The 12,255-nt window shown below is 45.6% G+C and carries 12 protein-coding genes; 8 read left to right on the top strand and 4 right to left on the bottom strand.

The features are described from left to right. The first annotated feature begins 15 nt into the window (after window positions 1-15). The 3 genes from AC6B99_RS16770 to AC6B99_RS16760 are packed head-to-tail and all read left to right on the top strand — an operon-like array spanning window position 16 to window position 3,859. Window positions 16-1,236, top strand: a complete 1,221-nt coding sequence (locus AC6B99_RS16770) for a glycosyltransferase family 4 protein (RefSeq protein ID WP_496663800.1) — start codon at window positions 16-18, stop codon at window positions 1,234-1,236. Further along, on the top strand, window positions 1,233-2,591 hold the full coding sequence (locus tag AC6B99_RS16765; RefSeq protein WP_496663799.1) for a glycosyltransferase family 4 protein: 1,359 nt from the start codon (window positions 1,233-1,235) through the stop codon (window positions 2,589-2,591). The genes AC6B99_RS16770 and AC6B99_RS16765 overlap by 4 nt, the downstream gene beginning before the upstream one ends. A 32-nt stretch (window positions 2,592-2,623) precedes the next feature. Next, entirely contained in the window at window positions 2,624-3,859 is a 1,236-nt protein-coding gene (locus AC6B99_RS16760; protein ID WP_494863670.1) for a sialidase family protein, read from the top strand. Window positions 3,860-4,021: 162 nt separating this feature from the next. On the opposite strand, the gene AC6B99_RS16755 is transcribed toward AC6B99_RS16760, so the two are convergent. Then, window positions 4,022-4,480 carry a hypothetical protein gene (locus AC6B99_RS16755; RefSeq protein WP_056032204.1) on the bottom strand — a complete coding sequence of 153 codons (459 nt, stop codon included), beginning with the start codon at window positions 4,478-4,480 and terminating at the stop codon, window positions 4,022-4,024. A gap of 153 nt (window positions 4,481-4,633) precedes the next feature. On the opposite strand from AC6B99_RS16755, the gene AC6B99_RS16750 reads away from it, so the two are divergent. Continuing rightward, complete coding sequence (locus tag AC6B99_RS16750; protein ID WP_056032206.1) at window positions 4,634-5,272, top strand: class I SAM-dependent methyltransferase; 639 nt, start codon at window positions 4,634-4,636, stop codon at window positions 5,270-5,272. A gap of 72 nt (window positions 5,273-5,344) precedes the next feature. Here the strand turns inward: AC6B99_RS16750 and AC6B99_RS16745 are convergent, their stop codons facing one another. After that, window positions 5,345-6,253, bottom strand: a complete 909-nt coding sequence (locus AC6B99_RS16745) for an NAD-dependent epimerase/dehydratase family protein (RefSeq protein WP_056032209.1) — start codon at window positions 6,251-6,253, stop codon at window positions 5,345-5,347. A gap of 173 nt (window positions 6,254-6,426) precedes the next feature. Here AC6B99_RS16745 and AC6B99_RS16740 point away from each other — a divergent pair, with 173 nt between their 5' ends. Continuing rightward, a complete protein-coding gene (locus AC6B99_RS16740) occupies window positions 6,427-7,068 on the top strand; it encodes a TetR/AcrR family transcriptional regulator (RefSeq protein WP_056032211.1) in 642 nt (213 codons plus the stop codon). Window positions 7,069-7,188: 120 nt separating this feature from the next. Continuing rightward, window positions 7,189-7,941 (top strand): flagellar motor protein MotB, encoded by a 753-nt coding sequence (gene motB, locus AC6B99_RS16735; RefSeq protein WP_056032213.1) that lies wholly within the window; start codon window positions 7,189-7,191, stop codon window positions 7,939-7,941. A gap of 32 nt (window positions 7,942-7,973) precedes the next feature. Here the strand turns inward: motB and AC6B99_RS16730 are convergent, their stop codons facing one another. After that, window positions 7,974-9,506 carry a DHA2 family efflux MFS transporter permease subunit gene (locus AC6B99_RS16730; protein WP_494863667.1) on the bottom strand — a complete coding sequence of 511 codons (1,533 nt, stop codon included), beginning with the start codon at window positions 9,504-9,506 and terminating at the stop codon, window positions 7,974-7,976. A gap of 208 nt (window positions 9,507-9,714) precedes the next feature. Between AC6B99_RS16730 and AC6B99_RS16725 the strand changes: the two genes are divergently transcribed. Beyond that, window positions 9,715-10,167 (top strand): Lrp/AsnC family transcriptional regulator, encoded by a 453-nt coding sequence (locus AC6B99_RS16725; protein WP_056032219.1) that lies wholly within the window; start codon window positions 9,715-9,717, stop codon window positions 10,165-10,167. A gap of 192 nt (window positions 10,168-10,359) precedes the next feature. Then, complete coding sequence (locus tag AC6B99_RS16720) at window positions 10,360-10,530, top strand: hypothetical protein (protein WP_155972888.1); 171 nt, start codon at window positions 10,360-10,362, stop codon at window positions 10,528-10,530. Window positions 10,531-10,865: 335 nt separating this feature from the next. Here the strand turns inward: AC6B99_RS16720 and AC6B99_RS16715 are convergent, their stop codons facing one another. Then, on the bottom strand, window positions 10,866-12,032 hold the full coding sequence (locus AC6B99_RS16715) for a serine hydrolase domain-containing protein (RefSeq protein WP_496663869.1): 1,167 nt from the start codon (window positions 12,030-12,032) through the stop codon (window positions 10,866-10,868). Between the last annotated feature and the right edge of the window lie 223 nt (window positions 12,033-12,255).

The following is a 12,255-nucleotide window of genomic DNA, read 5'->3' as shown; positions in this document are numbered from 1 at the left end:
AAGGGGGAGTGACAGATGAAAATTGGACTTGTTTCCTATTGGTGTATTCCTTATACAGGCGGAGTATCCACTTATGTTTTGGCGCTGCGAAAAGGCCTTGAGGAGAGGGGACATGAAGTTGACATCCTCTCCCATAACCAATCCGGATTACATTATCATATCGTTGATAAAGGCAAATCCATGGATAAGCAAACCTTTTTAACTCCGATTATGAAACAAATTGGGATTCGCTTCAATATGAATTCAAGAAACTACGATGCTTGGCTTGCGGCAATGGAAGGTGAGCGTCTTGCTTTTCGTCAAGCTCTAACAGCATTCACACTAACAAAATACGATGTACTTCATGCACAAGATGTCATTTCTGCGACTGCTGTTTCTGAAATTAAGCCAAAGAACACTCCGCTTGTCGTTACCCTCCACGGCAAGCTGGCAGCCGAATGGAAGCTTCAAGGTGTTATTTCTGACCCCTCCCCGGCAGCAACGTGGGCCAATACACTTGATCAATATGGAAGCAGGGTGGGAGACCGAATCATCGTCCCTTCAGAGTGGCTCAAGCAGCAGTATGAGTCAACTAGCGATTTAGAAAAAGATCCATTTGACGTCATACCATATGGCTTCGATACGTTATCTTTTCTTCGCCAAACCATAAGTCTGAATGGGGCCATTCCAAAAAACGATTTAAAGCTAATCGTTTGTCCGGCGCGCCTAGACGCGGTTAAAGGCCACGAGGTTTTACTACATGCTCTTGAACTTCTGCGAAAGAGACGGTCAGATTGGGTTTGTTGGCTAGTTGGGGATGGTCCGCTGCGCCCAAGGCTTGACCAACTGACCCATGATTTAAAGCTTCAGCAGCATGTTATGTTTCTGGGACATCGCAACGATATGGCAGCACTTCTAAGTCAGGCTGATATGGTTGTGGCACCAAGTATTCATGACAATTTCCCTTTTGTCATCATGGAGGCACAAGTAGCCGGGAAGCCAATAATTGCGTCGGATGCAGGAGGAATTCCAGAAATGATAGCTGATAGAGAAAGCGGGTTATTATTCACATCCGGTCGTGCAGATTTATTATGTGAACGCATCAATGAACTTCTTGACGATGACAGGCTTCAGAAAAGACTTGCCAATCAAGCCAGATACCACGGGCTTAGGCAATGGTCTTTGGATACAATGACGGAACGAACGCTGCAACTGTACGATGAGGCACTTCAAACCAAGCAGAGTGGTGGAAAATGAGGATTCTCCTTGCCACGTATTGGAAGCTTCCACATGTTGGCGGTGTATGGGCATATATCCAAGATTTAAAAACTAGTTTGGAGCGTCTAGGCCATGAGGTAGATGTGTTTGCGTTACATCCCGATGAAAAAAGCTACTATATGCTGGGTACAGGGCAGCGAGTACAGAAAAGGTATTTCAAACAGCTCGTCGAGAGAGAAATTAAGGCCGTATATGCTGCACAGCAAATTCCCATCGATCCATGGATCGTCGACCAAGAAATTGAGTTTTGCACCTATGCGCTAGCAGCCTCGTATTTCGGACTGAAAAAATATGATTTGATTCATGCACAGGATGTCATATCCTCCCGGGCGCTATGGCAGATTAAGCCGGAGGGCCTGCCTTTAATAAACACTATTCATGGATGCCTGGCGACCGAATACTGGATTTCGCTTGAAGGAAAAGCACCACCTGAATTCATTTGGAAATATGCTTGCGCAAGAGAATATTACGGAGCTACTTCGAGCGATTTGTCCATCGTGCCGACAAAATGGCTGCAGCAAACACTAGCCAGCTATTTAGTGCCCATCGATCATATGGAAATTGTACCCTATGGAATGAACGTTGAACATCATTTGCAACGGATGAAAGAGAATACTACCTTAAAGCTCCCGTCCAATCTTAACATTATTGCCTGTCCAGCTAGGCTTGATAAAGTGAAAGGTCATAGCAGCTTGCTCAGTGCTTTATACAAGTTAAAGCAGATCAGGAGCGATTGGATTTGTCTGTTTATTGGTGACGGCTATCTTCGGTCGGAGTTGGAAAATCAGACTGCTCATTTGGGACTGAGTCATCATGTGCTTTTTATTGGCAGCAGAAACGACGTTCCCGCACTGCTGCAGCAATCCGATATTGTTGTACTCCCGAGTCTGCATGATAACCAGCCTTATGCTGTGATGGAAGCGCAAATCTCGCGCAAGCCCCTCGTCGTCTCCAATGCCGGTGGAATTCCGGAAATGGTGCGGCATAACCATACCGGATTGATGGCAAAAGCAGGTGATAGCAATGAACTGTCACGTTACTTGCAAGTACTGCTCGAAAACCAATCGCTTTCACAAAGATTAGCTTATAACGGTTACGAATGGGGGATCAGACAATGGTCGCTTCCGAAGATGGTCGATCGGTTAGTTGACTGTTATGAAATACTTCTAAGTAACCAGCATATACGAAAAGCAAATCATCCTCCGAAATATGCTGGCCATTATGGATCTGGCATATGTGAATTGCTCCGCAATAATCAACGAATGTATATTCCAGCTTCCTTCTCCATCGTGGATGATCACATTGTCGGCTCGATTATTTTTCAAGCGAGATAAGATTAACTAAAAGTATAGAAAGGAAGCTGCAGATGGCCAACATACAAGTAACCCCCTCAGGCCCTCAACAGGAGCCGTCGATTGCGCTCAATTCACTGGATCAAGCAACCGTTATCGTGACGACGAATGACTTGCGTTCGGGAAACAATATGACGACCGTTTACCGCTCAATTAATAGCGGGGCATCGTATACCCAGATGCTGATGTCACCCCCGGTTGGATTCGCAGCCTCCGGTGATGGGGTTGCTGCGTATGGTTATCCCAATTTGTTTCTTGTTGCTGCGACTGCCCTAAATGTTAACCCTGTAGCAGATTCATCCATCATTGTTTACCGATCAACAAACAATGGCGCTTCTTTCTCCACACCCATCATTGTCAATCAAGGGTATAGCACGGCGATCTATAATGATAAACCAGCGATAGCCATTGATACGGCGAATGGGAGTCCTTATGTTGGCCAGGCGTATATTGCATTTACACGCTATTTCAACAATTTCAAAAGCTCCGAAACGTTATTTCAACGATCACTCGATCAAGGTGTGACCTGGTCTGTGCCTATATTGCTAACGAACCAAGTACAAGGTGTAACTAGCTTCGGATCAACCATTGCTATTGGACCGCAAGGCGATATTTATGTGGGGTGGATGCAATATGGGCCAGGAACACCGCAATTTCTTATGCGTCGATCTGTTGATGGCGGGATAACGTTTGGACCCATTATTACGATATCGACCGTTTCGCTCGTTCCGACCCCTCTCCCTGTACCAACCTTTAGCTTTCGCGTCCTGACTATTGCTTATTTAGCGGTCGACATTTCGCCGTTCAATGGCGAAGGAATTGTCTATGCCGTCTGGCAGGATAACCGATCAGGCAATGCACACATCTATATGTCACGATCAACCGACAGAGGCGTTTCCTGGTCGACTCTCCGTCAAGTAGACGATAGCCCTGCCGCATCACAAAACTTTTTGCCCAATTTAACGGTTTCTCGTGATAATGGAGGGGTGCGGGTTATGTATTATACAAACCGTCTCACCACCACGCTGCTCGATGTGTATTTGGCAGAGTCCAACGATGCAGGCTCCACGTTTTTACCTAACCGCCGCATAACAAGCGTCTCCTTCGATCCTAACGCCGATCCGTCGATTGGAGTCCCTACTCCTTCAATTGGGGATTATAACGGCCTCGTCGTAAGAGCCACGGGCACTCCTATTATTGTATGGATGGATACTCGCACAGGGTCCCAAAACATTTTTGAGGATGTGTAAGCGTAAACGGCTGTCGCCGTCCTCTAACGGCAAAGCTTCCGTTTCGAGGGTGAAATATAAGCCCACTATACGGGGGAAACTTATACATGCTTATATTTTAAGAAAGAGTGGTCGGATTTTCATTTTCACGAAAATCCGACCACTTGGTAAATTTCAACTACATCATAAATAAACAATACCATCAAAATGAACGGGTCCGGTTATCGTGGCGGAGTTTTGCCCAATATGCTCTACAGTCAGGGCGTATTGTTGAAAGGTACCGACGATTCCAGCTGTGGCAGCTTCAGTATGCTGAAACGAAGTTGTGAAATCAAGCGGAACCCATGGACCTTCAGATGCTGTTCCCAAAAAAACGGAATCCGTTGTTTGAAATACAACGGTTGCCGGGGCGCTTGTTCCTCCGCGACGAATCCGAAAAAGCAGCTTCGGCACAATATTCAAGAGCAGTAATTGCGCCTCCCATCCGATTGTAGCTTTTAACTCAATACGGTTATTAATATTGTTAATCTGGAGAAAGAGAGACGTCAGCAGCACTTCCGATCCTGGAGAAATGATAAACGGAAGCGAACCTGTTCCAACAGCAACCTCTTGAAACTGATAATCTACTATTGTAACGGTCATAGCGATCACCTCCTTTCTAGTAACGCGTTCTATATATTAGATTCATAGATAGGGTTTGATGCAATGTACAGATGTACCAGGAGAAATAGCTGATATTTTCAAAGAGAGAAAGCCGTGAGAAAAGAGACTAGACTGGTAATGGAGGGAAATTAGATGGATGACGAAATCGCAAAGATGGAACGGATGTATGCTACCTCCATTCATGATGTCATGATGGATCATCATTACCGCTATCATTTTGCAACGCGCTTTATCCGCCCTGGAGATTTCATACTAGATGCAGCATGCGGCTCGGGATATGGCACTCATTATATAGCCATTCATTCCCCAAGTGCATTAGTCGTAGGGGTTGATCGCTCGGAGCATGCATTAAATTGGGCCATTGATCATTTTTCAGGTGACAATACGGTTTATGTAAAAACGGACTTGTCCGAATCGTTTCGTGATGAGCTTCCTATCCAAACGTTCGATGTTATTACCTGTTTCGAAACCGTGGAGCATATAAAGGATGATCGGACCTTTATTCAAAAGCTTTATGAATCGCTCCATACAAACGGTATTCTTCTCATCTCGGCCCCTAACGAAGAGATTATCCCCCATTTGAAAAACCCTTATTTTCTTAACGGGGTGAATCCTCACCATTATCGGCATTACCGGCCAGATGAATTGCGTAAGCTGCTAACGGATTGCGGTTTTACAATCGAACAGGTGCTGACACAGGATAATGCGACGTATGAGCTAGTTTATGGGCGGGAAGATGGGTTTGCGAATGTGCTTGTAGCCATAAAATAATGCATAATAGTAAAGCCGATATATGTCATGTTTTTGAATGACATATATCGGCTTTTGGCTTATACCTATCCTTCAACGATATTGCTGATAGCTTTGCGTTAATCCTTCAAACAGGCTGCTCATTGGCCGCCATCCTAGCACTCGTTCAGCTTTTGAGTTATCTAGACAGCTATCCATAATATCACCCGGCCGTTCGGTGCCATACGTAATCTGGGCGTCCTGGCCATGAATCATTTTCATCATGTGTATGAGGTTGTTTATAGAAGTCCGCAAACCCGTGCTTATATTAATCGTCTCTTGCTCTCCTTGGTGAATGGCCGCCATGTTTGCCTTAACAACATCCTGTACATAAATAAAATCTCGAGTCTGATCGCCGCTGCCGTGAACAAGTACAGGAAGTCCTTTATTTAATTTATTTAGAAATATGGCGACAACACCACCTTCTCCTGTATAGCTCTGTCGTGGGCCATACACGTTGCTATAACGCAAGATGGTATAGTTAATGCCGTACATTCTATGAAACAATCGAATATAGCTTTCGCTAGCATGTTTGGAAAGCCCATAATAGGAAATTGGGGCGGGAATAGCTTCTTCTTCATGGCGTTCGTTATTGGAGTCTCCGTATGTGGCAGAAGTAGAAGAGAAAATAATCTTACTTACTTTAGCTTGTTCGCAAGCTTTTAAGAGCCGGATTGTTCCGACAATATTAACAGTAGAGTCAAAAGCGGGGTCAGCCATTGAACGCTGGACATCGACTTGAGCAGCTAGGTGAAAGACAACATCAGGCCGAACATGTTCAATAATTTTAGAACAGGCATCACTGTTAATATCCTCAACATGCAGGATAGCGGCAGGATGCACGTGATTCTTTGATCCCGTTGATAGATTATCAATGACATGTACCACAGCACCGCTTTGGATAAGCATATCCGTTAGGTGGGAACCAATAAACCCCGCACCCCCGGTAACCAACGCTTTCATAACTCCACTCCTCATTAAACGATATACTTCATAGTACGCATATCAATGGAATTGGAAATGTGCATATATCTCATCAGCTATAGCCAATTTATTCGTTTGTAGACACTAACGATTACAACATGCTAAAATCATCATGTGATGAATTATTGTTTTGAAGAAAGTAGGCCGACAAAGTGAAAGAGACGAAGCGCCGCCCGGGGCGTCCATCCAAGGATGAACCATTCCAGAAAGAGCAGATATTGACTCATGCCCTTATTGAATTTGCTAAGCATGGTTATGAGGGGGCAAGTCTTAGAAAAATGGCAAACTTATCGAATGTGGATGTCGCCCTGCTATCCTACCATTTCGGGTCAAAGCTTGGTTTATGGACTTCGGTGGTCGATTATTTAACTGAACGGATCACGCTTCAAACCGTACCCTTTAAAAATAATTATAGGCATATGAAGCTAGAGGCTGCTTGCCTTGCTCTTGTCGACAACATTGTAGATTTTTGCTTTGAATTTCCTTTCCACATGATGTTTGTGACGAACGAGTTGTCCCACCCGAGTGAACGCTCCACCTATCTAATGGATAAAATGCTCCTGCCGACTTACCGGCATCTCGTGCCTTTTATTAAGGATTGTATGGAGGCTGGCGTTATCAAGAAACAGGAGCCTACTCTCTATTATTTAATGCTTGTGAACTCCGTTTCCCTTCTTGGAACGATTCCTAATTTTGTAAATGAGTTCAAAGAAGACGTTACGGCAAACAGCGATCTTAAAGGCGAAATGAAGCAATCCGTTTTGGCTAATTTTTTTCAAATAGCCGTCGATTAAAAAGGGAATAATAAGAAAGGGAAACCATTTTGCTGGAAAAATGGCTCCTCTTCTTATGATTATAATTCATCGATTGTTGAATTAATTCCATTCAAATTAGACTTGAAAGGTGTGGAACAAATGAAACGAAACAAGCATGAACATGAAGAAGAGCATGTGGATGAGTCCTGGCTGCTGCCCTATTCGGACTTAATGACTTTACTAGTCGCTTTATTTATCGTGCTTTATGCCATGAGCAGTGCTGATGCTGCAAAGTTTGAACAGATGTCGCAAGCTTTTCGAATGGCCTTTAATAGCGGTACTGGCGTACTCGAAGGGCAGCCTGCATTAGAGAATCCTGTCATTGCAAAATCAGATAAGGGAAACGTGCAGGAAACGCCGGATACCGCGCAAGCACAAGAAATAAACGAATTAGAACATATACAATCGCAGGTGAACCAATATATTTCCGAGCACCAGCTCACCGCAAAGCTAGAAACCCAAATGACGGATGAAGGGCTGCTCATTACGATCAAGGATGATGTTTTATTTGCTTCCGGCAGTGCCAAGGTCCAAAGCTCCAATATCAGCATCGTCAAAGATATATCACAGCTTCTGGTCATGGACCCTATACATAATGTAATCATTAGCGGACATACCGACAATGTCCCGATTGGCATGACTGAATTTGATTCCAATTGGCATCTTAGCGCCATGCGAGCACTCAATTTTCTAAATTTATTGCTGCAAAACAAGGAGCTCGATCCCCGGAACTTCAGCTCCAAAGGCTTTGGCGAATATAAGCCCATTGACAGCAATGCTACAGAGGCGGGCCGGCAGCGCAACAGACGTGTTGAGATTTTAGTGCAGTCTAATACGATTCAGATGAATTAACCTTCAGGATGCGTCACCAAATCAATGACCGTTTAATGCTGCGCCGATGCTTTCTTGGAGCCGAAGATTATAAAACTAATCGCGGCCAAAACCCACACGCCAAGGCCACCATAGAGCATCACCAAGCCAAAGCCGTGCACAAGTGCTGCATGGACCACTGCTCCGGACGCGTCCAGAGCAGTTAGCTCTGGCAAACCCTGCTTGAGAGATGCAAAGTTTCCGGCGGCTATTTTCTCGGCTAAATCCCGTAATTGCGTTGTATTGAGATTCCCAAGAAGGGTTCCCTTCAAATAAGACCGTATCCCTTCCTGTAAAATGAATCCCATCACGGCGATATTGATGGCTAGACTGATTAATCTCGCACTCATGTCTATACCTGAAGCCATGCCTGCACGGGTAATCGGAACGGAGCCAGTCGTCGTGTTGGTCACAGGCGTATTGGTCAAGCCCAGCCCAATCCCAGCCAACAGAGAGCCTGGAAGCATGGTCAGCCAGCTGGCGTGATCGCCTCCACTGCCATATTTCATCAAAATAAAGCCCAGCCCAATGATGAACAGACCCAATGGGATAACTATACGAGGCTGATAGCGAAGCGAAAGGCGCTCTGCCAAGGGCGGGATCACCAGAGTGGGAAGAGCATACGCCAAGAGGGATAACCCGGCGGCTACAATGCCATAGCCAAGGCCGCTCTGAAAATAGATTGGCAGATAGATCATGAACGGCCAGAAGCTAAAATTCATGCCGATGGATCCAAGGAGAGCACCGGAAAAATTACGTATCTTAAATACGGAAAAGTCGAACATCGGATGAGCGCTGAGCTTTTCCGCAAAAAGAAAAACGATAAAGCTTGTTGCCGCTGCAGCAAGGATGATGATGGAGGTTAGACTGGTAAAGCCTAGTTCAGATCCTTGTGTGATAAAATAGGCAAGGCCAAAAACCGCGAGCGAAAGCGTGACGATGCCGATCATGTCCAGCTTTTTCGCTTGCGGATCACGCGACTCCTCGACACCGCCAAAGACAAGAATCAAAGTGAGAATGGTCAGCGGGACGTGGACTAGGAAAACCCAATGCCAGTTCAATACGACCACAATCATCCCTCCGATGATGGGTCCAAAGCCGAGGCCGATCCCAAACACGATCCCCCATGCTCCAAAAGCTTTGCTGCGTTCTCGTCCTTCCTGAAACCGATGCGAAAGAATGGCTATCTGGCAAATCTGCATCGCGCCAGCACCCACACCTTGAAGAAACCGACTGACGATTAGAACCGATGTGCTCTGGGCCAAGCCACAAACCAAGGAGGTAATGCCGAACAAGACGAGGCTGATAATAAAAATGCGCTTCCTTCCATAACGGTCAGCCAGCGTTCCCACAGCCATCAGAACCGTCGCACATGCAATAGTATAGGCATTCATGATCCATTGCATATCCTTAAGATTGCCATGCAATACCTTTTCGAGGGTCGGCAGTATCACTGGCACACTGGAAATTTCGAGGCCGAACATTAGCGCGGACAAACATATCGCGGACAATGCGATAATATTTTTACTGGAATGGGAAAGAGTCATTGAAAGCACCCTCCAAATAAATCGTATTTACTCATTGCTTGCCATCCTCTCCAACTTCTCATATGTGAATCACCTTACTCCCGTGTGACTTATTATATAATTTAAATTCTTTATTTTACATACTAGATCAAATCAAATATGATGAATACACAAATGAATATAAGCTGTTTTATTTAAAACGCCTTAAATTTAAAGGAGTGTATTCTAAGTGGATCATACAGACAAGCAAATCCTCTTCTATCTTCAAAACCAGGCAAGGATTTCTATGACTGAGCTGGGTAAAAGCGTGGGGTTGTCCCAGCCTGCTGTAACGGAACGAGTGAAGAGAATGGAAGAAAAGGGGATAATCGAAGAGTACCGCACCGTCATTTCTCCCGAAAAAATTGGGAAGCATACGGCAGCCTATATGTTATTTCGGACTAAGGACTGCTTGGCGTTTCTTGATTTTATCCATGCATCTCCCCATGTTGCCGAGTGCCACCGCATAAGCGGAGAACATAGTTATTTATTAAAAGTAGTGACGGACTCCACACGTACGCTAGAAGAGTTTGGCAATCAGTGCGATAAATATGGAACCTATACCATACTGATTGTCATGTCTTCACCGATCGATCATAGTCTTCTCATTCGTTCTCTCGAAGAAGCAAATGGAGTTTCCTAATGGGGAAAGTAAAATAGTGCGCTTCTTCTACGGATAAACATGCAAGTCACCACGCGTATCGATTGCTGGCTAAAGCCTTTCTTCAGTAAATGGCGGAAAATGCAGCGGTGTATGCTTCAAGTTCCACTTGGGCTGGGATAAAATTCAATCCAACTTCTCATACTACACTTTGAAAAGATGGAGGTGAATATCATGCCCAAAAATAGCGCCGATCCCAAAATGGACCGCTCTAATAATCGTGCAGATAAGAAAAACAATCAACAAAACGACGATCACTTAACGGAAGAAGCTCAGACGTTGACTAGCAACAAAGCTGCCGATTTTGCCCCAAGCTTGAATGGCATTTCCAAAAATGAAATTTAATTAGCAGCCTAGCTGCTTTAACGTCGCTGCATGGCGAAGGTTTTACTTTCTGCACAACGCCTCGACTTGGCGGACTCAGCAGCCGCTATTTTCACCGAATCCCGGGATAAGCCATAGTCTGCGGATTCAGGAGACGCTAATGCGCGGTAAACGGCCATTGGGACGGGATAACGAGAGCCATAACGGCTTTCCTGTCCGCTTACGGCCTGAAATCGAAGCAAAAGCCAGAATAGCGGAACGTCAGTCCGCCAAAAAGGAGTAAAGCAGCCTCAATGGGGCTGCTTTACTCCTTTTAATTTCCCAGAATCGCGCCTAACCTAGCTTTCTTTGAATGGCTATTTTTTGATACTGTCATACACAGCTTCACAAAGGTCGACCGTAAACTGGCCCGACATGCCTTCCAGTGCAGTATTGGTAAACGCCACGACGCTGAGCCGCTGCTCTGGATCGACAAACCATGAATGTCCGTATGTACCGCCCATACGCCATGCGCCCGGTGATTCCGGTGTATTTGCCGCAATGGGATCCTTGAGCACCGTGATGCCTAAACCGAATCCTCGCCCTGGCCAATAAGCCATCGGCAAATCTCCAATCTGGTTGGTAGTCAGCTCATGAACTAGAGCCTCCGGCAGCAGAGGCGCTCCTCCTTTACGCAAAGCTTCCAGCAGCTGCATAAAGTCCCCGGCGCTGCCGACCATACCGGCTCCTCCCGAAGGGTATGCCGTACCGTCAAGTGCACGGCCTGGAGCAAGCCGGAAGCCTGCCGTGCCTTCCAAAAAGCCGATTTTATCAGGATTCCGTATTGGCCTCGGCTCTGGATGATCATTGGTATAAGCTTTAGCCAACCGATCAGGGTCCACTGCAATAAAATCGGTGTCGCTCATGCCAATCGGCTTTGTCACTAGGGAATGCACGGCCTCGCTGAGCGTTGTTTCCGTTACCTTTGCAATGACTGCTCCAAGCACATCTGTCGCGATGGAATATTTCCACTCGGTACCTGGCGTATAGAGTAGCGGAACAGAGGCAATACGCTGCAGATTTTCTTCCAACGTAATACCCGACTGATCCATGCCATCTGATATCCCGGCTTGTTGATAGGGACCATTTTCTTCTTGAAAGAAGCGGTAAGTCAGACCTGCGGTATGCGTCATCAAATGTCGAATCGTCAAAGCAGCTATCTCTCCGCTTTGTAATCGCGGCCGGAACTCGGGAAGCCAACGATCAACGCGGTCATCCAACTGCAGGCGACCTTGCCCCACCAGCACTAGGGCGGCCGTTGAAACGATAGGTTTAGAAACGGAAGCGAGGCGGAACAAAGCATCTTCTTGCATGGGCCGGTTCATCTCGCGATCGGCAAAGCCAGCAGCGCGGCTGTACACCATTTTTCCATCTATCGCCACTTTAATGACAGCACCGACCAAACGCTTGTCAGCAATCGTCTGATCGATTACCTCATCCATTCGGCCGGGTAGAAATTCTGGGCTAACTTTGCTTGAATCCATCTTATTCAACAGTCTTCATCCTTTCGAATAGTTAAAGCCTTTCGACTTTACTATTGTGAGTTAATTATATTAAATAAGTATTTTCGTTTATATAAGGCAATTAAGTTAAATCGGTCTTGCAGCAATCAAAATGAAGACAGTTTGCATGGAAAACCTTAAATTTAAAAGAGCCGGTTTCAATAAAATATTAGCTCAGTGTCAGAACCACAGCTAAACAAGACAT

The sequence above is a fragment of the Paenibacillus liaoningensis genome, from assembly GCF_059609455.1.
Note: the sequence above shows the minus strand (reverse complement) of the source record. Positions and strands in the feature narration are given on the sequence as shown.